The sequence below is a fragment of the Marinibaculum pumilum genome (assembly GCF_042646425.1).
Lineage (GTDB): Bacteria > Pseudomonadota > Alphaproteobacteria > Ferrovibrionales > Ferrovibrionaceae > Marinibaculum > Marinibaculum pumilum.
The window spans coordinates 87,219-108,987 of the sequence record NZ_JBHRTR010000020.1 but is presented as its reverse complement, the minus strand read 5'-3'; the positions used below and the strand labels follow the sequence as shown (position 1 = coordinate 108,987).

The following is a 21,769-nucleotide window of genomic DNA, read 5'->3' as shown; positions in this document are numbered from 1 at the left end:
AGGGGGGCCCCGCCGGTCCCCGGCGTCGGCGGACCTCTACGGTCCCGCGGCGGCGGATCGACAGGACGGGAGGAAGACCGGTGTCCAGCGATGCGGCGGGGCTGGCCACGGCGGAATTGCCGGCACGGCAGATCGAGGTGCTCGGGCGGCGGATCTCCTGTGTGGAGGTCGGCCAGGGCGACCCGATCCTGTTCCTGCACGGCAATCCGACATCGTCCTATCTGTGGCGCAACGTGATGCCGCATCTCGCCGACCAGGGCCGGTGCCTGGCGCCCGACCTGATCGGCATGGGCCGTTCCGACAAGCTGTCGCCCTCCGGTCCCGAAAGCTATCGCTTCGTCGAGCATCGCGTCTTCCTGGAGGCATTGCTGGAGGCACTGGGGGTGCAGCGCAACGTGACCCTCGTCCTGCACGACTGGGGATCCGCGCTGGGCTTCGACTGGGCGAACAGGCATCGCGCAGCCGTCATCGGAATCGCCTATATGGAAGCCATCGTGCGGCCGCTCCTGTGGTCGGAATGGAACAGCCGGTCGCGTGCCCTGTTCGAGGGCTTCCGGTCGCAGGCGGGCGAGGAGATGGTGCTGGAGAAGAATCTCTTCGTTGAAAGGGTGCTGCCTGGCTCGATCCTGCGGCAGCTGTCGACGGAGGAAATGGCGATCTATCGCCGGCCTTTCGCCGCAACGGGCGAGGAGCGCCGCCCCACCCTGACCTGGCCGCGCCAGATTCCGCTGGACGGCGAGCCGGCCGACATCGTCGCCATCGTGGAAGCCTATGCCGCCTGGCTTTCCGGCAGCGACCTGCCGAAACTGTTCGTGAATGCGGATCCCGGGGCCATCCTAACGGGTGCGCCGCGGGAATTCTGCAGAGCCTGGCCGAACCAGCAGGAGGTGACCGTGCCGGGACTGCATTTCATCCAGGAGGATTCACCGCACGAGATCGGCTCGGCGATCGCGGACTGGCGCCGCGGCTTCGCCGGCACCGGTTGACCGCCGCCGCCTCCATTCCCACCCATCGTCCAGACTGTCTGGAGCACCGTCCATGCTGAAACGGATCCTCATCGTCATCGCCGTCCTGGTCGTCCTTGCGATCGCTGCGGTGATCGCCATCCCCTTCCTGGTGCCGAAGGACCAGGTGAAGGCCCTGGTCACCGAGGAGGTGCATCAGGCCACCGGCCGCACCCTGGTCCTGGGCGGCGACCTGGATGTCCAACTGTTCCCCGTCCTGGCGGTCACCGTGGACGAGGCGGCGATCAGCAATCCGCCCGGCATGGAGGGCGACCTGGCGCAGGTGACGGAACTGATCGTCGAACTCGACTGGATGTCGCTGCTGTCGCGCGAGCTGCGGATCCAGAAATTCGTTCTGGACCGGCCGCAGATCGCACTGCAGGTCGGCGCGGATGGCCGCGGCAACTGGGAATTCGAGCCGCCCGCCTCTACGCCAGGGACGCCGGCGGCAGGGACGGCGGCGGAAGGGAGGCCCGCCGAGCCGGCGCCTTCCGATACCGCCCCCGCCCCGGCGGAGGATATGGCGGACGGCCCGGACCGGGAGCTGCGGGAGCTGCAGCTCAGCGGTGTCGAGATCCGCAAGGGGCAGGTGACCTATACGGATGCCGCCGGGGAAAGCCACCGGCTCGAGGATCTGGACCTGACCCTGGACATGCCGGGCCTGGCCCAGCCCCTCGACCTGTCCGGCAAGGCGCGGGTCGACGGCACCGACCTGGCGTTCGAGGGCCGGATGGGCGAGCTGCGCGGCCTGATGCAGGGCGACAAGGTCGCCACCCGGCTTGCGCTGTCGTCGGAGCCGGCGACCCTGGTGCTGGACGGCCAGCTCGCCGCGGGTGCGGCGCAGAGCTTCGACGGCGATATCCAGCTCGCCGTGCCCTCGGTGCCGGCGCTGCTGGCGCTGGCGGGGCAGGACGCCGCCGCCGTGCCGCCGTCTCTGGCCAATGTCGACCTGAAGGGCAGGCTCAGTGCCGTGCCGCAGAAGCTCGGCCTCAGCGGCATGACCCTGGCACTGGGCGAGGTGACCCTGACCGGCGATATCGTCGTGGAGCCACAGGGCGACCGGCCGCGGATCGCCGCCGACCTGAAGACCGGCATGCTGGACCTGAACGCCATCCTGCCGCAGGGCGGCGCGGCGGCGCAGCCGGAGGCGGCGCCGGCCGATGCTGCTGGCACCGCGCCCCAGACGCAGGGGGGCACGCCTGCCCCGCAGGCCAGCCAGCCGGCACCTGCAGCACCCGGCGGCGGTGCGGCCTGGCCGGACACGCCGATCGACGTTTCCGCGCTGTCGATGCTGGACCTCGACCTGTCGCTGGTGGCCGACGGGCTGCGCTACCGGAAGTTCGAAGCCAGCGGCCTGGAGTTCAGCGTCGCCCTGCGCGACCGCAACCTGTCGGCCGACCTGTCCCGCCTGGCGCTCTATGGCGGCAAGGGCAGCGCCCAGGTGAACGTCAATGCCCGCGGCGGCGCGCCGCAATTCGCCGTGACCGCCGACCTGGACGGGATCCAGGCGGAGCCGGTGCTGGCGACCCTGGCGGATTTCGACCGGCTGGCGGGCACCGGCAATGCCAAGGCGGCGCTGACCTCCTCCGGCGGCACGGTGCGGCAGGCGGTCGCCAACCTGGCCGGCAACGGCGCCATCCTGTTCCGCGACGGAGCGATCAAGGGCATCAACATCGGCCAGATCCTCCGTTCCATCGGCTCCGGCTTCCAGCAGCCGTTCTACGGGCCTGAGCAGGCCACCGACTTCTCGGAACTGAGCGGCAGCTACTCGATCTCCGGCGGCGTGCTGACCAATCGCGACCTCAGCATGAAATCGCCGCTGCTGCGCATGGACGGCGCCGGCACGGTCAGCATCATCGGCAAGACGGTCGACTACCGTGCCGAGCCGGAGCTGGTCGCCACCGCCGCCGGCCAGGGCGGCGCCGACGAACTCGACGGGCTGACCGTGCCACTGCTGATCCGCGGCCCGCTGGAAGATCCGGCGATTACGCCGGACATCCAGGGCATGACGGAGAACTTCCTGAAGGATCCGGATGCCGCGATCCGGCAGCTCAAGGGCCTGCGGCAGAACCTGCCCGGGCAGCTGCAGCAGTTGCTGGGCAATGGCGCGGCACCGACCGGCGATGCCGCGCAGGGCGCTTCCCCGACGGAGAATCCGCGCGAGGCCGTGGAGGATGCGGTGAAAGGCGTCCTTGGCGGCGGCAAGAATCCGGGAGACGCCCTGCGGGGCATCCTCAACCGCTGACCCGCTGCGGCGGCGGTCCCGTCAGCCGCCCGGCAGGCCGGCGCAGTGGCGCCGCCAGATGTCGCGGAAGGCGGCCTCCACCCGGCGGACATGGCCGTCCCGGTCGCCGGCCGGGGCGGCCGCCAGCGCCGGACGCAGGCGCTGGCGCAGCGCGTCCAGGCGCTCCGGCGCCTGCGCGAGACGCAGAGCCGCCGCCACATAGCCCTCCGCGTCTTCGGCCACGCAATCCTCCAGGCCGATCTGGGTCAGGACCGAAGCGGAGACGCGGCCGGCCGGCGCGCGGCCGCGCAGGGTGACGACAGGCACCCCCATCCAGAGCGCGTCGCCGGTCCCGACACCGCCGGTCACCGGCAGGGTGTCCAGGGCGATATCGATCTCGGCAAAGGCATTCAGATGTGCCTCCACCGCCGTGCCCGGCAGGAAGGTCAGCCGCTCCGCCGGCAGGCCCAGCGCGGCGGCCCGCCGGCAGAACGCGGCGCGGCCGGCCGGCCGCGTGAAGCCGAAATCCTTCAGCACCAGCCGTGAATCGGGCAGCGCCTGCAGTACCGCGGCCCACAGCCGCAGGCTGTCGTCGGTCAGCTTCGGCGCCCGCGCGAAGGCGCCGAAGGAGATTGCGCCGCGGGTCCGGAACGGCGGCGGCGCCACCGGCGGGTCCAGCATCGGCCGCAGCAGCGCGACGCTCTCCATGCGATAGGGTCGCTCCACGAACAGCGCATCTTCCTGCGGCGGCACCACGACGGGATCGGTGAACAGCCAGTCGATTGCCGCCAGCCCGGTGCCGGTGGGATGACCCCAGGCACTGACCTGCACCGGCGCGGGCCGGCGGGCGAAGACCTCCAGCCGATGGCCGTCGGTATGGCCGCAGCAATCCACCAGGATGTCGATGCCGTCGGCGCGGATCTGCGCCTCCAGCGATCCGTCGGACATGGTCGTCGCATCGCGCCAGAGATCGGCAGCGTCGCGGAATCGCGCCGTCAGGTCGTCGGTGGCGGGGCTGGTCATGTAGCAGACCGCCGCCAACCGGGACCGGTCACGACCCAAGATCAGCGGCGCGAAGGCCCGCGCCGCGGAGTGGCGCCGGAAGTCGGGGGAGACATAGCCGATGGTCAGCCGCCGCTCCGGGTCCGGGGCGGCCGGGGCGGGGGCGCCCGGGTCGGCGACGGCTGGGGCGGGCGCGGCAGGCAGGTTGCGCGGGCCGCCGAAGCGCAGCGCCCAGTGCCGCCGCACGGCCTGCTGGCTGGCGGTGTCCTGGCGGCTGTCGAAATCCAGCAGGAAGATCAGGTTGGACCAGAGGCTGCTGTCCCATTGCCGGTTGCGCAGCGCCTGCCAGGCAAGGTCGACCGCCTCCGCCGGCCGGCCCAGGTCCTTCAGGATGGAGGCCAGGTTGGCCAGGGCGCGGGGATTGTCCGCCTCGACCTGCAGCGCGCGGCGGGCGGCACGCTCCGCACCGTCGAGATCCCAGATCCGCTGCCGCGCCAGCGCCAGCAGGTACCAGGGTTCGGCGCGCTCCGGCGCCAGGCCGGCGGTGCGCTCCAGCAGCGGACAGGCCGCGGCATGATCGCCGACGGCCATCAGGGCGAGCGCCAGGTTGGCACTGGCCAGCATCTGCATCGGACGCACAGCTTCCCGTGCCGCAGTATCGTCGCCGGCCTGCGCGGCCCGCGCCTCCGCCGCCTGCCAACCGGCGTGCAGATGGCCGAAGCCCGCCGCGGTGCGGCCCAGGCGCACCTCGGTCGTGCCAAGGGAGCACAGGGCGCGGGGGTCGGCGGGCGCGGCAGACAGCGCCCGTTCCAGCCATGGCAGGGCCTCTGCGGCCCGGCCCTGGTCCAGCAGCAGCGAGCCGGCGTTCAGCAGCGCGCGAGGATCGGCAGGCACCGCCTGTGCCGCCGCGGCGAAGCAGGCGACGGCATCATCGATGCGGCCGGCCGCCGCCAGCCGCACCCCGTCGTCCAGCCGGCGGGCGGCGAAGTCGGCGCCGGCCTCCTCGCCACCGGCCTCCTGGATGTCAGGCGCGGCTGTAGACATGACGATGCCGCGGCCATCCGGCGATACCGGGGCCGTCCGTCAAGGCAGCGGGACACGGGGGCGCCGGCCTCACGACCGGGGCGCCGCCGCGTCCGGCCGGATCAATCGTTGGGAACGGTGACGCTGTCGTCCGCGGCGCCGGCGTTCTGCTGCTCCTGCAGCCGGTTCTGGATCTCGATCGCCATCCGCTGCATGAAGCCGGCGCAGGCGATGAAGGTGTTCAGCGGCATCACCAGGCGGGTCTGCACTTCGCGGCGCTCGACCGGCGTGCCGTCGACCACTTCCTGCTGCGCGGTGGAATAGCAGTTCAGCTTCACGAAGCCGCCCGAGACGGAAATGCCCTGCATGCCTTCCATGAAGGTCTCCAGGGACCGCGCCGTCTCTTCGTACAGGCGGACCCGCCGCTCACCTTCCATCACGTCGGCGATCAGGCGCTCGGTCATGAATGTCTCCCCTTGGCTTCTCTGGCTGTCCGGCCGCAGATGCCCGGCGCCTGCGGCGCCGCGGCACGGTTGCGGTGAATGGCGTTCGGTAGCGGTCGGCGCGCCGGAGTGCAAGGCGAAAGTGGGATCACCGGCGGCGGATTCTCTTGTTTTCCGGGATCGGGGCGCGGGCCTGGCGGCCCCTGCCCCGGCTCAGGCGCTTCACTGCAGGTGGAAGTCTCGGAAGCCGAAGCGGCCGACCGACAGCGCGATGATGCCCGAGCCCTCCCGGCCTTCGCCGACGGGCATGCCTGCCGCCGGCTTGCCGCCTGTCGCGCCGGGCCCGGGGCAGGAGGGTCCCAGGTCGGCGAGCTGCAGCACCTTGCTGCCGTTCACGAAGGCGGCAAGGCTGTCGCCGCTGCGGCGCAGGGTCAGGCGGTTGGCATGGCCGGCGCGAAAGTCCGCGGCGCGGGCCTGGGCCAGCGGGTGCAACCCCTTCCGGTCGCGGGCATAGATCCCGGCCACCCCGTCCGGGTGCAGCACGAAGGCGCAATAGTTCGGCCCCGCGGGCTGGAAGTCGAACAGCAGGCCGGCGCCCGACAGCTGCGTCACGCCGGAGCGCGGCAGGCTGACCTCCACGGACAGGTCGTCCGCGGCATCGGCTTCATCCAGGCGATAGCCGTAGTAGATGCTGGTCTCGTTGGTGTCGTTGTTGAGCAGGAAGCGGCCGCGCCCCGCCGCGTCCCGGTCGACCGCGCCGGTCCAGACACCTTGCGCGGTCGGGCCCAGCGGCAGGGCCGCCGCCAGGTCGGGCATCAGGCGGCTCAGCCGGACCTGGTCCGGCGGCGTGGCGGCGCTGCCCTCCCCGCCGCCCAGGCCACCATGGGCGGCCAGCCCGAGGGCCAGGATGCAGCATGCGGTCAGGACGGTCGGACGCAGGTACGACATTGCGGTGATCCTACAGTGTTTCGCTCAGCCGGGGACAGGGGGTCTTGCCTGTGCTGCGATCGCCCCGGTTCGGCGGCCATACTTGCCGGTCCGGCCTTAACAGCACCTTTCGGCCGCGCCGGAATCGGTGCGAACCGGCCAGCCTGCGGGAAACCGCCGCACGTTGAAATCGATGGGGCGCTGGGGTAATCCCGCTCGCATCCCGGCCGGCGGCGATGGCAGGCATGTCGGGCGGTCACGGTTGGAGAGAGCATGGCGCGAACGGGAATCGGCGCCCGCCTGATGGCGGCGCTGCGTGGCGGAGATCGGCTGAAGGCGGCGGAACTGCGCGTCGCGGAGCTCGAGTGGGAGCTTTCCAAGCAGCGGCCGTTCGACGATCCGCCCTCCTACAGCGGCGACATGATGGCGACCTGGTACAAGAGCGTCGACTTCCTGAAGGACCCCCGCTTCATGGCCGCCTATCAGCGCGGCATGGACAGCGGCCATATCCTCGGCCGGCCCGAAGGCAGCCGGATGGACATCCATATCGAGTGGCGCATCCACACCTGCTGCTGGGCCGGGGCCCATGCCCTCAACCTGGAAGGCGATTTCGTCGAGTGCGGGGTGAATACCGGCATCATGTCGCTGGCGGTCTGCGACTATGTCGATTTCAACAGCACCGGGCGCAGCTTCTGGCTGTTCGACACCTTCCAGGGCATCCCGATGGAGCAGCTGACCGACGATGAGCGCGCCGAGGGGAAGGAGAACGCCCCTGGCCGGTACTTCGACTGCTACGAGCTGGCGAAGGCCAATTTCGCGCCCTTCCCGAACGCCCGGCTGGTGCAGGGCCGGGTACCGGAGACCCTGTCGCAGGTGGAGATCGAGAAGGTCGCCTACCTGTCCATCGATATGAACATCGTCGAACCGGAGCGTGCCGCCCTGATGCATTTCTGGCCGCGGCTGGTGCCGGGCGCGGTCGTGGTGCTGGACGATTACGGCTGGCTGCAATACGGCCTGCAGAAGAAGGCGCATGACGAGTTCGCCCGCAGCCAGGGCACGGAAATCATGCTGCTGCCCACCGGCCAGGGACTGATGGTCAAGCCCTGACCTTCTGCCTGTGTCGCCGGCCTGATGCGGCCTTTCGGCCTCGCCCGCCGGCCCCAAGAACCCTACCCGGCCACCGCCTCCGCGCTGCACGGCAGCATCGCCATGCCGTCGAATCGGTTGTCGGCCAGCAGCTCCAGCAGCCCGACATTGTTGCGGATCTGCCAGAGGTCGGCCTGCGAGCCGGCCACCGACAGCAGCAGGAACCAGGCGCCGGCCTGCAGCAGCAGCTTCACCCGGAAATGGTAGACGGCGACCTCGCCGGCCTCCACCGGCGGGATCACCGTGTCCGGCATCCATGAGGTGTTGTTGGCAAAGCCCTGCACGCCTTTCGGGGTGCGAAGTCCGAAGCCCACCAGCGGCGCCTCATGCGGCTGGTGGAAGCGGATCTTGACGTAGATGTCCAGGTCGCTGCCGCAGGTCACGGCCGACGGGTTCACCCGCCCCTCGGACAGCAGCATGTAGTCGACGATCTCCGCCTGCTCGTTGCCGTAGACATATTCGTCGGCGTTGTAGGTCGGGTTGCCGCTGAGCTGGTTCTGCCCGGACCGGTCGGCCAGGAAGGCCGACAGTTCCGGCGGCCGGTTGGCCGCCTCGGGCGCCGGCAGGGCAGCGGGGCGGTTGCCCTGGACGGTGGCGGGCCCGCTGCTGCCGGCCGCAATCGCCGCCGGTGCCGGCGGGGCCTCCTCCGCGGCGCGGTCCTGCCGCTTGGCGCGCAGGTCGCCGAAGCCCAGGATCTCCGAATAGAGGTTCACGATGTGGCGCGGCTCGCCCATCTCCACCAGCCGGCCCTTGTGCAGCAGGATCGCGAAGTCGCAGAGCTGCAGCACCGAGGAGCGGTCGTGGGTGACGTAGATGATCGTCTTCCCCGCCTCCTTGAAGGAGGAGAACTTGCGGTAGCTCTTCTCCTGGAAGCGGGCATCGCCGACCGACAGCGCCTCGTCGACGATCAGCACTTCCGGGTCGACATGGATCGCCGCGGAAAAGGCCACCCGCACGAACATGCCGGAGGAATAGGTCTTCACCGGCTGGTCGAAGAAGTCGCCGATATCGGCGAAGGCCTCGATCTCCGCGATGCGGCTGTCGATCTCGCGCCGGCTGAGCCCCATGATGGTGGAGTTCATCACCACGTTCTCGCGGCCCGACAGGTCGGCGTTGAAGCCGGCGCCCAGCTCCAGCAGGGCGGCCAGGCGGCCCTCCATGGCGACATGGCCAGTGGTGGGCGCCAGCACGCCGGCGATGATCTGCAGCAGGGTCGACTTGCCGGAGCCGTTCATCCCCAGGATGCCGACGGTCTGGCCCCGCGGCACGTCGAGCGAGATGTCGTGCAGCGCCCAGAACGGCCGGTGGTAGGGCTTGCCGAACAGGTTCAGCGCCTCCTTCAGCCGGTCGCCGCGGCTGTTGAACAGGCGGTACATCTTCGAGACGTTCTCGACCCGCACCGCCGGCGAGGGGTTGTGGATTGCCGGCGCCGGCATGGCGGGCGTCGGGGTCTCGGCCGGCGGGCTGTCGGTGGCCGGCTTGGCGAGGGCGTTAGAGGACATCGGCAAAATGCGGCTTCAGCCGCCCGAAAAGGAGGCTGCCGAGAAGCAGCACGAACAGGGTGCAGGCCCAGAACCACAGGTCCAGCGGCCATTGGAACCAGAACGGCTGGTCGTAGAGCAGCACGCCGCGATAGCCCTGGACGATGTAGAACAGCGGGTTCATCCGGATGATCGCGTAGGCCCAGTCCGGCAGGTTGTCCACCGGCCAGATCACCGGCGTCACCCAGAACCAGATCGTCAGGATGGCGCCGATGACATGGGCGGTGTCGCGCTGGAACACGTTGACCGGTGCCAGCACGAAGGACAGGGCTGCGGCGAAGGTCAGCATCGCGCCGCTGAAATACAGGATCTGGATGTAGTGCAGCTGCGGCGGCAGGCCGTTCACCGCCATGATGAACAGCAGGAAGACGATCAGCACCGCATGCACGATCACCGTCGACACGATCGGCACCAGCGGCAGCACCTCCATCGGGAAGGCGATCTTCTTCACCAGGTAGGCGGCGCCCAGAACGGAATTGGTGCCCCCCGACAGCGCCTCGGAGAAGGCGATCCAGGGCACGATGCCGCAGAACACCATCAGGAAGTAGGGCGGGCCGTCCTCGAAGGTGACCTTCAGGCCGTAGGCGGTAACGAACCAGAACACGCCGATCAGGACCAGCGGGTTGACGATCGCCCAGACCGATCCGGCCAGGGTGGCCGCATAGCGGCCGCGCAGCTCGTAGACAGCGAGGCTCCACAGCAGGCTGCGGCTGCGGAAGATGGTGCGCAACAGGCCGACGATACCGAAACCGAACATCAAGGGGTCTCACGCAGGAGGGAGAGGGTGAAGAAGCCGGGATTGAGCGGGTCGTCCGCCTCCCGCCACAGGCGCCAGCCCGGCGGCATGGCATAGGCGTCGCGCTCCAGCACCATCTCGTCGAACGGGTTGCGGTAGATGCGCTGCAGCTTCAGGTACACGGCCGACCGGGTCTTGGCGCCCATCAGTGACAGGTAGTGGGCGATCTGCGGCCGGGTCATTTCGTGCAGCGCGCTGATCGACACGAAGGCATCGATCATGCCGTCCGGCATCAGCTCCAGCTGGTTGGCGGAGAAGAAGGCGATCTCGGCCTCCGCCAGCTCCGCCTCGATCTGCGCGAAACTGTCGAAATGGCGGAAACGGAAGACCTTGCGGTCCGGGAACAGTCTGGACAGGTACCATTGCGCGACCATCAGGGTCGGCGGGATGTCGAAGATCATGTAGCGCAGGCGCCGCTTCGACAGCAGCAGCCAGCCCAGCCGGCCATAGCCGGCGCCCAGTTCCGCCACCACCGGCGGCGCAGCGGCTGCGTCCTGCGGCAGCGGCCGGCCCGCCGCCGCCATCGCCGCCTCCAGGTCCGCCGCCTCGCAGGCGGAATTGACCAGGTCCTGGGACACCGGCCGGCCGCGCAGGGTCAGCGGGATCGGGTTGCCCAGCGCCGGCTCCTGCATCCCCTGCAGCCAGGCACCGGACGGGCGGCGTTCCGCATAGCCCCATTGCGCCCCAACCATCAGGCGGTAGAGCAGGCGCTTCAGGCGGCGCGCATCGGCGCGCTCGCCGGGGAAGATCCGGTAGCGCGGGTCCATCGAGAACCAGAGCGCCGGATCGTCGTCCGGGTCGGCAAGCGCTGTGCGCAGCGGTGCGAGCATGTCGCCGCGCCGCCACAGTGCCAGCGAGCGCCGGATGCGGGGGTCGCGGAAGCCGCGGATGACGAAGTTGAAGTAGTTCTGGTTGATCGTGCGCTTGAAGTTCTCCAGCCCCGCCCAGGACAGCCAGGACACGTTGGCGTCGCCGAACGTCTCCCAGAAGCGGGAGGGGCGGTAGATTTCCGGCGCGGCATCGAGCTCGGCCCGCATCGCCGCGATCTCCGCCCGGCGCTCCGGCGCCAGCAGGTCGGGCTGGTGGCCGGACTCGTGCAGGTGTTTCTGGACCGGGTAGTGCCGCGCGGCCACGGCCGCCCGGAAGGCGGCGTGACCGTCGGCGGACGGGTCTGCGCCGCGCTCGATCAGCAGCATCACCGCATTCAGGGCGCCGGCCTCGGCGGCGACCCGCAGCGCGCGGCTGTCCGCCGCCGCCGGGTCCGCGCCGTTCGCGATCGCCGCCTGGATGCCGGCGCGGTCGTCGGCGCGGGCTGCCGCCAGCAGGGCGTCCTGTGCCGCGGCAGGCGGCTGTGGCGCGGACAGCGCGGCCTCAGCCTGGGCCATGGGCGGATCCGTCCCCGGCTGCGGGTTGTGGTTCCGGCGCCAGCGCCTCCACCGCGTCGTCCCAGGGCCGATAGGCGTCCAGCGCCCCGGTGAGGGCGGCAAGCACCTCCGGGGTGACGGCAAAGCGTGCGCTGGCGGGATGATGCTGCAGCGCCGGGAAGATGCGGTAGGTGCGGGTCCCGCCCGGCAGGTCCTGCGGCGGCACCTCGGGGGCGGTTGCCGGATCCGGCGCCGGCATCGGCGGCAGCGGCAGCGCCTCCGCGGTTTGCGCCGGCGGCGGCGCGGCCGCCTGCAGCCGCATCACCTTGTCGATCAGCCGGCCGAGCTTGCGGCCGATGCGTTCGCCCGTGGTGCGCGCCGGCACCGGCGGCGGCGGTGCGGGCTGCGGCGGCAGGAACAGCGGCTCCACATTCTCCGCCGAATTGATCATCGGCAGCTGCATCGCGAGGTCCTGCCACAGCCGGTCCATCGGCTGGTCGCCGAACGCCCGGTCCAGGATCAGGTCGAAGGTTTCCGGCGGGGTGTGCCGGTACAGGTAGAAGGTGGCGATCAGGTCCAGCAGCCGCCCGGTATCGGCGGCGTCGCGGGCATAGTCCGGGCGGTCGGTCAGCGCGGAGACCAGGACCTGACGGAACCAGGCATATTCTTTCGCCAGGCTTTCCGGATCCTCCATCAGCCAGAGGAACGGGTGCCAGCGGGTATAGGGATGGCTGGCATTGATCGCGCGGCCGTTGGAGAACACGGGCACCCGCAGCATCTTGCCATGCACGACGCTGAGCGCCCCGGACAGCAGTTCCTGGGTCAGCACGTGGCGGAACGGCGATGTGGCGTTCAGCACGTCGCGCAGCACATGGGTGCGATAGATGCCGTAGGTCAGGGCCTGGTAGTCGCGGAACAGGTCCCGCACCCGCGCGATCGGATCCGGCGATTCGATGCTGCGGGAATCGTAGACGATATGCTCCAGGTCCATCAGGCCTTCGCCGCGGGTGCGGTCGGTGAAGGCGAAATAGTAGCCATGCGCCACGGCCGCCTGGGGGTCGGCCTCCAGCGCCTCCAGGCAGGCGACCAGCCCGTCGACCAGGATCAGGTCGTCGTCGGCGCAGATCGCGGCATAGGGCGTCGTCACGCGGAACGAACCGTAGCGGAACTTGTCGAACGGCTTGGCGCTGGAATCGTATTCCAGCACCGTTGCCGACAGGCCCAGATGGCCGACCAGGTTGCGTGTGGTGCGGCGGCTCTCTTCGCTGCCGGAATCGAGGACCAGGATCGGGAAGCGCACCCGCAGCCGCGCCAGGTAGTTCATCAGCGCCGTCAGTTCGTGCGGCCTGTTGTAGGTCGGAACGACGAGCGTGAAGAGGGCGGGGAGGCGATCCCCGACGGGTCCGGTCATGTCCGAATGCCTCGATGAAGCTTGACGTTCACGCTGTGAACACCTTAGAACGGGCCACGCTCTAAGGCATTTTCCCGGCGGGGACAAGCGCCCGCACGGCGATGCCGCCATGCGGTGCCGCGACAGGGCGGCACACCCGGAGCGCGTGATTACCGGTCCCCTGCAGTCGGGGACCGCGGGCATGAGGGTCGATGACCGAGATGGGCCGATGACCGAGAAGGACAGCGACCCCGCGCTGACCCTGGGTCTCCTGAGCGAGATCGAAGCCGAACGGTCGACGTCGCAGCGTCGCCTGGCCGGCCAGCTCGGCGTGGCGCTGGGCCTGACCAATGCCTATCTGAAGCGCTGCATCAACAAGGGCTGGATCAAGGTCCGCCAGGTGCCGGCGCGGCGCTGCCTCTATTATCTGACGCCGCAGGGCTTTGCCGAGAAGACCCGCCTGACCCGCGAATATCTGGAATCCTCCTTCCAGTTCTTCCGCGTCGCCCGGCAGGAATGCACCGACGCCTTTGCGGAATGCCAAGCGCGGGGCTGGACCCGGGTGGTGCTGCTGGGCGCGGGCGACCTGGCGGAAGTGGCGGTCATCGCGGCGCATGAAGCAGAGGTGGAGCTGGTCGCCGTCGTCGATCCGGCGCGCAACCGCGACCGCTTCGCCGGCCTGCCGCTGCTGCGGGACCTGCCGCCACGCGATACGTTCGACGCGGTGCTGGTAACCGACGTGATCGACCCGCAGGCGCGTTTCGCCGCCGCCATCCGGCGCCTGCCGCCGCAGCGGGTGATGACGCCGGCCCTGCTGCATGTCAGCCGCGGGCGCGGGGCATCCGATCGCGGCCGCGCAGCGGGGAACGAGGACCTGGTGGGCGAGGACCTGATCGAAAGGGGAGACGCGGCGTGAGGCGCTGGTACGTTGTGGAAGCCCTGCCGCGCTCGGAAGAGCGTGCGGCGATCAACCTGCAGCGCCAGGGCATGCGGACCTATCTGCCGCGCTATCGCAAGCGGCGGCGCCATGCCCGCAAGGTGGAGCTGGTGCCCGCCGCCCTGTTCCCCGGCTATCTGTTCGTCCGCCTCGACGTGGCGGCGGAACCCTGGCGGCGGGTCAACGGCACCTTCGGCTGCCGGCAGCTGGTCTGCGACGGCGAGATGCCGGCGCCCCTGCCGCGCGGCGTGATCCGTGCCCTGAAGGCGCGCGAGGACGAGGACGGCTTCGTGCTGTTCGGCCTGCCCTCGGACAGCTTCTGCCGCGGCGACCGGGTGCGCATCACCGACGGACCGCTCGCGGAACGGATGGGGCTGGTCGACAGCGTCACCGACGCGCAGCGGGTGGTCCTGCTTCTCGACATGCTGGGCCGGCGGGTGCGGGTGCAGCTCGACGCCGACTATATCAGCGCCGCCTGACCTGCCATCCGGCGATCCCGGCGACGGTTCACCCGACGACATGACATCGATGACGACCCTGCTGCCGCCGGTGGCCGGCGACCGCCATGCGCCGCCGCCTGCCGGCTTGTTGATCCTGGCGCTGCTGCTGCTGGCGGCAGCCTTCGTGCTCGCCTGGATGCGGTTTCAGCCGAACCCGCCCGTGGCCGACGACCGGCACTACGTGGCGATGGCCTGGAACCTGGCCGAACATGGCGTGCCCTCGCTGGCGCCGCCGCAGGATGCGGTGCCGGCGCCCACGATGTTCCGCGAACCCGGCTATCCGCTTCTCCTGGCCGGCCTGATGCGCCTCGCGCCCGCCACCCTGGCGGCGGCCCGTTGCGACGCCTTGCCCGCGGCCACGAGCGCGCCGAGCGCGTCATGCCTGGCGGCGCTGCGGCTGGGCCACGGCCTGAACGTGGCGCTGATCCTGGTGGCGGCCGCCTGTGCCGCGCTGGCCGTCTGGCGGCTGTGCGGCGCCGCCCCTGCGGCTCTGCTGGCCCTGGCGATGATCGCCTTCAACCCGAAGATCATGGACTATGCCGACTTCATGATCAGCGAATCGCTGGCCCTGGCGCTGGCGGCAGCGGCGGCCCTGCTGCTGCTGCCCGCCGCGGGCACCGGGCGGGCGGCCTGGGCGGCCGCCATCGCGGCAGGCATTGCCTGCGGGGCGCTGGCGGCGACCAAACAGGCCTTCCTGCCGCTGCTCGTACCGGCGGCGATCGGCGTGGCGCTGGCCCATGCCTGGCAGCGCGGGCCGGCGCCGCGGCCGGCCGCCCGGCGCTATGCCGCCGGCGCGCTGCGCGGCGTCCTGCTGGCGGCGGGCTGGGCGGCGATCGTGGCGCCCTGGCTGTTCTGGAACCTGGCGAGCTTCGGCAGCCCGCTCCCCTCCGACCGCGCGCGCGAGGGCGAGGTGCTGGCCTACCGGATCGAACTGCTGGAGATGACGGCCGCCGAATACGGCATGGCCTGGCTCTGGTGGACCTCCAACTTCGGCGACAACTGGGCCCGAGACGGCTTTCCGGAGGCGCACTGGCGCCGCTTCCAGGACCATCGCGCCGACGGCTTCACGCCGGCCTCGCACGATCGCTGGGTCGCCGACGTGGCGGCCCGCCAGGCGACCGGCCTGTCCCCGTCCGAGGCCTATGACGCGGTCACCCGCGACTACCAGTCCCGGCTGCTGCAGGCCTGGCCGCGGCATCTGATGATCTCGCTGCCGGTGCTCAACCGGGGCCTGTGGGTCGATTCCCTGGCGCTGCTGACCGTGCCCTGCCTGCTGGTCGTGCTGGCGCTCGCCTGGCGCTGGGGCGTGGGGCGGTTCTACCTGTTCGCCCTGCCGGGCCTGACCGGCCTGGCGGTCCATACCGGCCTGACCAACAACATCCCGCGCTGGAACCTGCCGCTGGCGCCGGTTCTGGTCGTGGCGACGGCCCTGGCGGCCTGGCGGCTGGGCGGCTGGCTGCGGCGCCGCCGGCGCCGGCACCGGGCGCTGCCGGCCGAAGGGACGGCGGCATGACCGCGCTGACACCGATCCTTCTGGCGGCCGGCTGGTGCCTGCTGCATCTGGCCGCCTATCTCGCCGGCCTGCGCAACCTGGCTGTCCTGCGGACGGAGCGCGGCATCTTCCTGTTCCACGCCCTGCCCGTCGTCGCGGCGGGCCTGGCGCTGCTGGTCTGGCTGGCCCTGGCGCCGGGCGAGGCGGCGCGCTGGACCGGCGCCTTCGGGACCGCGGCGCTGATGGGCATCTATGCCATTTCCTTCCTGGAACTCTGGTCGCTGGCGGAAGGCAGCTATTCGCTGTCGATCCTGGCCGCCACCCATCGCCGCGGCACCGCCAGCGGCAAGGACCTGCAGGCCCTCGCCGCGATCGGCACCGCCAAGCAGATGGCGCGCACGGCATCGCTGCTGGACCTGAAGCTGGCGCGCCGGGACGAAGAGGGCCGGCTGGCGATCACCGGCCGCGGCCGCATTGCGGCGGCGGCCAGCGCGGCCCTGCTCTGGCTGGCCGGCATCGGGCGGGCCGGCTGATGGCCTGGCTCGCCTGGACCCTTCTGGCCTTCGCCGCCGCCCTGGCCGGACATGCCGTGCTGGGCCGCCTGGGGGGCCGCCTGGGCGCTGGCGGCTCCGCGGTGAAGCGCTTCCTTCTGGTCGGCGGCCCGGTCGGCCTGCTGCTGATCGGCGGTCTGCTGGCGGGCCATGGCCTGGCCGTGCAGCCGATCGTCGCGGCACTCGCCTACGGCCTGCTGTGCGAACTCTACCTGTTCCTGTTCACCCTGGCGGCGAACTCGGTGACCCTGGGGATCCTGCGCCGGCTGACCGACGGTCCGCTGGACGAAACGCAGATCGCGAAGGACTACGACACCGCCGCGATGGTCGACCGGCGGCTCGACCAGCTGGTCGCCGGCGGCCTGCTGCAGCGCGAGGACGACCGCTACCGGCCGACGGCGCAGGGCGCGCGCACGGCCCGCAGCTTCGCACGGCTGCGGCGCCTTTTCCGACATCCGGAGGTGAGGTAGGCGCCGCGTTCCTCAGCCCGCGTCGGAGAGGGGCTTCCGCGCGATCACCGCGATGTTCCCCAGGCGCAGGCCCGGGGTCCAGGGCAGGTCGAACCCCGGCGCGATGGCGCCCAGGCCCGCGACCTGGAAGCCCGCGCGGGCCAGGTGCATCACCGGGAAATGGTTCTTCGTCCGGGCGGTGCGCAGCACCTCGAAGCCGCAGCGCCGCAGCAGGGTGCCAATCGTCCGCGGCCCGTAGAGCTGCGGGTGCTGCAGGGTGAAGGGCGGGAAACGCTTTCCCAGCAGCCGCGCCAGCGCCGAATCGACATTGTGGACGACCAGGAACAGCACGCCGCCCGGGCGCAGCATCCGGCGCAGCTCCGCCAGCAGCAGGGCGGGGTCCAGCAGGTGGTCGGCGACATGGATCATCACCGCCAGCCCCAGGCTGCCGGGCGGAATGCCCATCTCCGCCGCGCTGCCGGTGCCCAGCACCAGGTCACGGCCCGCGAGCCGGCGGCGCAGTTCGTCATGCACCTCCAGGTTCGGTTCCACCAGGTACATCCGGCCCAGCGCCATCCGGGCGGCGCAGGCTTCCGCGAACAGGCCGATATCGGCGCCGAGCTCCAGATAGTCGCCGGCGACCTCCGTGGTGCCGGCCAGCAGTTCCGCATAATGCCGCTGCGTGGCGGTGCGGGCGGGCAACGGCACGTCGGCCATGTTCTCCTGCTGCCGGCCGTAGAGACGGTCGAGCTGTTCCGGCGTGTAGTAGGTCGGGCAGAACAGGGCGCCGCAGCCGCCGCAGCGGTGATAGGTGAAGAACACGCGGCCGCTGCCATAGCCGGACAGGAAGCGGCCATGCGCCTCCGCCGGCAGGGTTTCCGCCGGCGGGTCGGACCGCATGGCCGGGCTGGCACCGGATGCCGGCGCGTCGCAGACCGGGCAACGGTCGCGCCGCAGCCAGCCCGGCTGCACCTGCCCGTCGGACAGGGTCGGATCGGCGGGGGCAGGGGCGGGATGGGCGTTGGCGGTCATCGGGGCATCATTCGAAAAGGACGATCCGCAGCCGGCGGAACATGATGGTCATCAGGCTGTGCCCGACCGACAGCAGGTTGCGCAGGTTCAGCGAGGCGGAGCCTTCCCGGTCGTAGGCGACGAGCGGGATCTCGACGAAGCTGCGGCCTTCGTAGATCAGCCGGGTCAGGAATTCGGCCTGGTAGCCGAAGCCGGACGTCTCGACATGGAAGCGCATCACGTCGCGGCGCAGGTAGATCGGACAGCCGTTGTAGTACTTCAGGCGATAGCCGCTGGCGAGATTCACCAGCCGGGTATAGAGCCAGGAGATCACCTTGCGGAAGAACGGCCGGTTCCGGATCTCGATGAAATAGGGGATCACGATATCGCTGTGGCCGATCGCGGACAGCAGCGCCTCATGGGTTTCCGGCGGCTCGATATTGTCGCCGCAGACCAGGCGGTAGTGATGCCCGCGGGCAGCGAAGGCGCCGTCGACGAAGTTGCGGGCGACGCCGCGGTTGCGCTCGTTCCGGAACAGGCGGACCGGCGCGTCCGGGTTGGCCCGCTGCCAGGCCTGCACCACTTCCGACGTGCCGTCGGTGGAGCCGTCGTCGAAGACCAGCACCTCGTAGCTGCGGCCCAGCTTGCGGCAGGCGGCCGACACGGTCTCGATCGCACCGACGACATTCTCCGCCTCGTTCAGGCAGGGAATGAACAGGGTGACGTCGATCGGCTCATGGCCGGCCAGGCCCACCGCCTGGTCGGAGCCGGTCGGGTCGCTCAGGTCGCTCAGGTCGGGCATCAATTCGCGGGCGTGGCGGTCCTCCCCGTCCGAGGAAGGACTGTCGCGCCGCATCGCGGAACCGGTCACGGTGCCCCGATCCTGCAATTGGCCGAACTCCGGCATCTGCTCACAACAGGCCCAACTCCATCAGGTCGCGGACATCCCGTGCCCGGCAGCCGGCATTGCCGAGCAGGCCGAAGTCCCAGCGCAGGACAATATCCACCTGCCGGTCGAATGCCAGCAAAGTCTGCGCGATGTTGGCCCGCGCGAGCTGCACATCTGGCGGCCGGTCTTGCGGCTGCAGGCAGTGGGAGAACTGCAGCGGCAGAAGCAGCGCCGACCGCCCGGTACTGCTGGCCCTGATCCGCACCCCGCCGGGGACGAAGATCATATCGGCGCCGCGAGCCGGGCGCAGCCCCCTGTCGTCGATGCCGTCGGCATAGGCATGCTTGTCGAAACGCCCCGGTTGCGCGCGCAGCGCCGCCAGAATCTCCGGACCGCTGAGGCCACCGGTGATCCGGGTGGGGCTGAAGCCGCCGAGGTTCGGCGCAGGCAGTTCGTAGAGGGTCAGGGCACCGCCTTCGGGCAGCGGGATCGCCGTCCGCGCCGTAGCGCCGCCGCCGGGGTCGAGGTCGGAGATCACGAAACGCACGCCCAGCGCCTGAAGCAGCGGCAGGTCGGGGATGTCGGCCATCAGGAAATGAATCTTCTCCACATAGCGGCCGTCGGTCAGCAGCGTTTCGATCACCCCCATCTGCCGGGTCACCGCCTGGCCATATTCCTCGAAGGTCGGTATGCCATACCACCAGAGGTCGAGCAGCGCATGGCCACTGCCGGTGGTCTTCTCGAGATAGTTGAGATAGCGCTCGATTCGGCCGCTCTCCACGCGGGCATCGGGTGCCGGGCCGAGCACCCGGCGCAATGGGCCTTCAGGCTGCACCAGGATGCTGGCCACGCTGCCGCGGAAACTGTCGCCCGGCCGCAGCGCGATCTCGGCCGTCAGGTAGTTGACGATCGGCGTGGGCGGCGGTGTCCAGACATGACTGGGCTCGAGCGATGCCCCGTAGGCGAAGGTGGCAACCGCCGCGGCCAGTCCGGCGGTCAGCGGCAGCCGGCCGGGCGCCCCGATCGGCCAGCGCATTGCGGCCTCGAGTCGACTGCTCCCGAACCGGTTGCTCCTGAACCGATCGTGCAGACGGGGCGCCACCTGCGACCAGGCAGCGCCGGCCAGGGCCCATGCGGCGTAGAGGCTGAATGCCGCCCAGAAGGGATGCAGCGGGTAGTAGAGGTAGAGCGGCGCCAGGGGAAAGGCGCCGATCACGTTGAACGCCCGCAGCACGAAGAAGGCGGCCAGGGCTGCCCAGTAGAGCCCGAACCACAGGGCAAAGCGGCGGGCCGCGCCTCGCCAGCGCCAGATGGCGAGACCGATGCCGGCGGCGACCGCAATCTGGAACCAGAGCGAGGCCAGCAGCACGACCCGGGGCTGCACCGGGAAGCTGCCGAATGAGCAGGCGATGCCGTGGCCGCAGAAAAAGGCCGTCAGCGCCTCCGTGTCGAATGACCACTGGGCGGGCGGGTTCAGCAGTGCCAGCAGGCCGCCGGTGCCGCCATCGACGAACCGCGCCGAGATCTGCTTCGACGTCTCGTAGAACTCGGCCGTGCCCAGCAGGACGAGGGCCAGGGCAACCGCCAGGCCGGCCGCCAGCTGGGCCAGGCGGCCGCGCCAGCCCTCTGCGGCGCAGAACAGCACCGCGCAGAGACCAGCGAAGCCGGCCAACATGCCCGCCGCATAGAACGGAACCGAGATCAGGTTGGCCAGGACCAGGAACAGCGCCAGCAGGGTCAGGGCTGCCCATGCCGTCAGGTGCCGCGCCAGCGGACCTGTCCGAATGATGCCGGGAAGCGGCCATTGCGGCAGCCGGCCCAGGAGAACGACCGTCAGCAGCAGCAGGTTTCCCAGTGCCAGGGTATGGCCATAGTACGGCCCGGTCTGCAGCCAGCCGTGCAGCGCGAAGGAGAAGGTGAAGGGCGGAAACAGCAGGAAGTGGAGCAGGAATACCGACAGCAGGCAGTGCAGCGCCCGGAACCGCAGGCAGCGCAGCAAGGCGAAGGTTGTGGCGCTGACTTCGACGCTGTTGACGACCATCACCAGCGTGCGGGACCAATCGGTATCTCCCATCAGGACCGCCGGCAGCAGTGGCGGGGTCCAGAACGGATTGACAGGGATTGCCACGCTGACCATGCCCTGGAACGGGTTCGGTACCGTAACGTCCAGCGGACCGCCCCAGTCGAGGAACAACTGGGCCAGCCAGAGGGCCAGCCGCTGGTCGCGCTGGTCGAACGTCAGATTCGGTGCGTCGATCTGCCACGTAAAGACGAGCCCGGCCAGAAAGAGCAGGTATCCCAGGAGGTACGCGCCGTAGTAGTGGAAGCGGCAGGCAGAACGATCCGGCTTGGAAGAAACCGTACCGGGTCCGCGGCGAAGTGGCAGCTTCTGCGATGTCCCATCGCGCAGAATATGTCTTGCCCTGCGAAGGTCTGGCCCTGATAACCTTCGGATTCGCGGCATTGCATGTGACCATTGCATGGATAGGCGGGGCCAGAATGTGTGCATGCGCGCATGGATTGCACAACCCGGCCGTTGATATGAAACGAACTACATTGAAGTGGCAATGGTTGCGAGTAGCCGTCTGTCGTCCCGCACCATGAAGCAGCTGCTCTTCCTGTTCGCGAAGCTGTTCGTGAGCCTGCTTCTGATCGGCGTGATCGCCTGGCGGATCGACCTGTCCACGTTCGGCCGGACGCTGACGGCCGCTGACCCCGCGATCCTGGCGCTGGCGGCGGCACAGCTGGTCCTGCAGCCGTTCATCGGCACCGTCCGCTGGCGCAGCATCGTGCGGGCGCTGGGCGGCAGCCTGCCGTTCGGGCAGGCGCTGCGGCTGAACTTCGTCGCCATCTTCTTCAACCAGGTCCTGCCCGGCGCGGTGGTCGGCGACGGGGTGCGGATCTGGCTCGCCCAGCGCCAGGGCCTGACCTGGCGCCGGGCGATCCACAGCGTGGCGGCCGACCGGCTGTTCATGCTGGGCCTGCTTGTCGTCCTGGTGCTGCTGGCGGAGCCCTGGCTGGCGGAACGGCTGGGGATCGGCGCGGCGCCATGGCTGTGGCCGGCAGCGGGCGCCGGTCTT

General features: G+C 70.3%; 19 protein-coding genes. 9 read left to right on the top strand and 10 right to left on the bottom strand.

What is annotated here, in order from left to right; genetic code table 11:
* Positions 1–80 precede the first annotated feature (80 nt).
* A complete protein-coding gene (locus ACFOGJ_RS08190; RefSeq protein WP_379899365.1) occupies positions 81–986 on the top strand; it encodes a haloalkane dehalogenase in 906 nt (301 codons plus the stop codon).
* 52 nt (positions 987–1,038) lie between these two features.
* Positions 1,039–3,249, top strand: coding sequence for an AsmA family protein (locus ACFOGJ_RS08185; protein ID WP_379899364.1), 2,211 nt, complete (start codon positions 1,039–1,041; stop codon positions 3,247–3,249).
* Between the two features lie 21 nt (positions 3,250–3,270).
* On the opposite strand, the gene ACFOGJ_RS08180 is transcribed toward ACFOGJ_RS08185, so the two are convergent.
* The 3 genes from ACFOGJ_RS08180 to ACFOGJ_RS08170 all read right to left on the bottom strand — a co-directional run bounded on the left by ACFOGJ_RS08180 (position 3,271) and on the right by ACFOGJ_RS08170 (position 6,644).
* A complete protein-coding gene (locus ACFOGJ_RS08180; RefSeq protein WP_379899363.1) occupies positions 3,271–5,274 on the bottom strand; it encodes an O-linked N-acetylglucosamine transferase, SPINDLY family protein in 2,004 nt (667 codons plus the stop codon).
* Between the two features lie 101 nt (positions 5,275–5,375).
* Entirely contained in the window at positions 5,376–5,717 is a 342-nt protein-coding gene (locus ACFOGJ_RS08175) for a hypothetical protein (protein ID WP_379899362.1), read from the bottom strand.
* A gap of 201 nt (positions 5,718–5,918) precedes the next feature.
* Complete coding sequence (locus ACFOGJ_RS08170; RefSeq protein WP_379899361.1) at positions 5,919–6,644, bottom strand: hypothetical protein; 726 nt, start codon at positions 6,642–6,644, stop codon at positions 5,919–5,921.
* A gap of 252 nt (positions 6,645–6,896) precedes the next feature.
* On the opposite strand from ACFOGJ_RS08170, the gene ACFOGJ_RS08165 reads away from it, so the two are divergent.
* Positions 6,897–7,730, top strand: coding sequence for a TylF/MycF/NovP-related O-methyltransferase (locus ACFOGJ_RS08165; protein WP_379899360.1), 834 nt, complete (start codon positions 6,897–6,899; stop codon positions 7,728–7,730).
* A 62-nt stretch (positions 7,731–7,792) separates the two neighbouring features.
* Here the strand turns inward: ACFOGJ_RS08165 and ACFOGJ_RS08160 are convergent, their stop codons facing one another.
* From ACFOGJ_RS08160 to ACFOGJ_RS08145, 4 genes are read right to left on the bottom strand one after another with little or no spacing between them, the layout of a single operon-like run.
* Positions 7,793–9,271, bottom strand: coding sequence for an ABC transporter ATP-binding protein (locus ACFOGJ_RS08160; protein WP_379899359.1), 1,479 nt, complete (start codon positions 9,269–9,271; stop codon positions 7,793–7,795).
* Positions 9,261–10,067 carry an ABC transporter permease gene (locus ACFOGJ_RS08155; protein ID WP_379899358.1) on the bottom strand — a complete coding sequence of 269 codons (807 nt, stop codon included), beginning with the start codon at positions 10,065–10,067 and terminating at the stop codon, positions 9,261–9,263. Before ACFOGJ_RS08155 ends, ACFOGJ_RS08160 begins: the two co-directional genes overlap by 11 nt.
* Positions 10,067–11,491 carry a putative sugar O-methyltransferase gene (locus ACFOGJ_RS08150; RefSeq protein ID WP_379899357.1) on the bottom strand — a complete coding sequence of 475 codons (1,425 nt, stop codon included), beginning with the start codon at positions 11,489–11,491 and terminating at the stop codon, positions 10,067–10,069. The genes ACFOGJ_RS08155 and ACFOGJ_RS08150 overlap by 1 nt, the downstream gene beginning before the upstream one ends.
* Positions 11,478–12,881 (bottom strand): TIGR00180 family glycosyltransferase, encoded by a 1,404-nt coding sequence (locus tag ACFOGJ_RS08145; protein ID WP_379899356.1) that lies wholly within the window; start codon positions 12,879–12,881, stop codon positions 11,478–11,480. Before ACFOGJ_RS08145 ends, ACFOGJ_RS08150 begins: the two co-directional genes overlap by 14 nt.
* 208 nt (positions 12,882–13,089) lie before the next feature.
* Here ACFOGJ_RS08145 and ACFOGJ_RS08140 point away from each other — a divergent pair, with 208 nt between their 5' ends.
* Genes ACFOGJ_RS08140 through ACFOGJ_RS08120 form a run of 5 tightly spaced genes read left to right on the top strand, consistent with a single transcriptional unit; the run spans position 13,090 to position 16,810 of the window.
* Positions 13,090–13,776, top strand: coding sequence for a winged helix-turn-helix transcriptional regulator (locus ACFOGJ_RS08140; RefSeq protein ID WP_379899355.1), 687 nt, complete (start codon positions 13,090–13,092; stop codon positions 13,774–13,776).
* The gene (gene nusG / locus ACFOGJ_RS08135) at positions 13,773–14,276 is read left to right on the top strand and encodes a transcription termination/antitermination protein NusG (protein ID WP_379899354.1); all 504 of its coding nucleotides are present in this window, start codon (positions 13,773–13,775) and stop codon (positions 14,274–14,276) included. Before ACFOGJ_RS08140 ends, nusG begins: the two co-directional genes overlap by 4 nt.
* Positions 14,277–14,325: 49 nt before the next feature.
* On the top strand, positions 14,326–15,810 hold the full coding sequence (locus ACFOGJ_RS08130) for a hypothetical protein (protein ID WP_379899353.1): 1,485 nt from the start codon (positions 14,326–14,328) through the stop codon (positions 15,808–15,810).
* A complete protein-coding gene (locus ACFOGJ_RS08125; RefSeq protein WP_379899352.1) occupies positions 15,807–16,322 on the top strand; it encodes a hypothetical protein in 516 nt (171 codons plus the stop codon). Before ACFOGJ_RS08130 ends, ACFOGJ_RS08125 begins: the two co-directional genes overlap by 4 nt.
* Positions 16,322–16,810, top strand: coding sequence for a hypothetical protein (locus tag ACFOGJ_RS08120; protein WP_379899351.1), 489 nt, complete (start codon positions 16,322–16,324; stop codon positions 16,808–16,810). Before ACFOGJ_RS08125 ends, ACFOGJ_RS08120 begins: the two co-directional genes overlap by 1 nt.
* 12 nt (positions 16,811–16,822) lie before the next feature.
* On the opposite strand, the gene ACFOGJ_RS08115 is transcribed toward ACFOGJ_RS08120, so the two are convergent.
* Genes ACFOGJ_RS08115 through ACFOGJ_RS08105 form a run of 3 tightly spaced genes read right to left on the bottom strand, consistent with a single transcriptional unit; the run spans position 16,823 to position 21,198 of the window.
* Positions 16,823–17,821, bottom strand: coding sequence for a class I SAM-dependent methyltransferase (locus ACFOGJ_RS08115; protein ID WP_379899350.1), 999 nt, complete (start codon positions 17,819–17,821; stop codon positions 16,823–16,825).
* 7 nt (positions 17,822–17,828) lie between these two features.
* Complete coding sequence (locus ACFOGJ_RS08110; RefSeq protein ID WP_379899349.1) at positions 17,829–18,671, bottom strand: glycosyltransferase family 2 protein; 843 nt, start codon at positions 18,669–18,671, stop codon at positions 17,829–17,831.
* 40 nt (positions 18,672–18,711) lie between these two features.
* Complete coding sequence (locus ACFOGJ_RS08105) at positions 18,712–21,198, bottom strand: hypothetical protein (protein WP_379899348.1); 2,487 nt, start codon at positions 21,196–21,198, stop codon at positions 18,712–18,714.
* 58 nt (positions 21,199–21,256) lie between these two features.
* Between ACFOGJ_RS08105 and ACFOGJ_RS08100 the strand changes: the two genes are divergently transcribed.
* Positions 21,257–21,769 (top strand): lysylphosphatidylglycerol synthase transmembrane domain-containing protein (locus tag ACFOGJ_RS08100; protein ID WP_379899347.1); only part of this gene is annotated, 513 nt, incomplete at its 3' end.

Excerpts from the sequence above, each read along its gene's own strand:
- ACFOGJ_RS08185 (WP_379899364.1), top strand. The coding sequence starts at position 1,039 with ATGCTGAAACGGATCCTCATCGTCATCGCCGTCCTGGTCGTCCTTGCG.
- ACFOGJ_RS08180 (WP_379899363.1), bottom strand. The coding sequence starts at position 5,274 with ATGTCTACAGCCGCGCCTGACATCCAGGAGGCCGGTGGCGAGGAGGCC.
- ACFOGJ_RS08175 (WP_379899362.1), bottom strand. The coding sequence starts at position 5,717 with ATGACCGAGCGCCTGATCGCCGACGTGATGGAAGGTGAGCGGCGGGTC.
- ACFOGJ_RS08170 (WP_379899361.1), bottom strand. The coding sequence starts at position 6,644 with ATGTCGTACCTGCGTCCGACCGTCCTGACCGCATGCTGCATCCTGGCC.
- ACFOGJ_RS08165 (WP_379899360.1), top strand. The coding sequence starts at position 6,897 with ATGGCGCGAACGGGAATCGGCGCCCGCCTGATGGCGGCGCTGCGTGGC.
- ACFOGJ_RS08160 (WP_379899359.1), bottom strand. The coding sequence starts at position 9,271 with ATGTCCTCTAACGCCCTCGCCAAGCCGGCCACCGACAGCCCGCCGGCC.
- ACFOGJ_RS08155 (WP_379899358.1), bottom strand. The coding sequence starts at position 10,067 with ATGTTCGGTTTCGGTATCGTCGGCCTGTTGCGCACCATCTTCCGCAGC.
- ACFOGJ_RS08150 (WP_379899357.1), bottom strand. The coding sequence starts at position 11,491 with ATGGCCCAGGCTGAGGCCGCGCTGTCCGCGCCACAGCCGCCTGCCGCG.
- ACFOGJ_RS08145 (WP_379899356.1), bottom strand. The coding sequence starts at position 12,881 with ATGACCGGACCCGTCGGGGATCGCCTCCCCGCCCTCTTCACGCTCGTC.
- ACFOGJ_RS08140 (WP_379899355.1), top strand. The coding sequence starts at position 13,090 with ATGACCGAGAAGGACAGCGACCCCGCGCTGACCCTGGGTCTCCTGAGC.
- ACFOGJ_RS08130 (WP_379899353.1), top strand. The coding sequence starts at position 14,326 with ATGACGACCCTGCTGCCGCCGGTGGCCGGCGACCGCCATGCGCCGCCG.
- ACFOGJ_RS08125 (WP_379899352.1), top strand. The coding sequence starts at position 15,807 with ATGACCGCGCTGACACCGATCCTTCTGGCGGCCGGCTGGTGCCTGCTG.
- ACFOGJ_RS08120 (WP_379899351.1), top strand. The coding sequence starts at position 16,322 with ATGGCCTGGCTCGCCTGGACCCTTCTGGCCTTCGCCGCCGCCCTGGCC.
- ACFOGJ_RS08115 (WP_379899350.1), bottom strand. The coding sequence starts at position 17,821 with ATGACCGCCAACGCCCATCCCGCCCCTGCCCCCGCCGATCCGACCCTG.
- ACFOGJ_RS08105 (WP_379899348.1), bottom strand. The coding sequence starts at position 21,198 with ATGCACACATTCTGGCCCCGCCTATCCATGCAATGGTCACATGCAATG.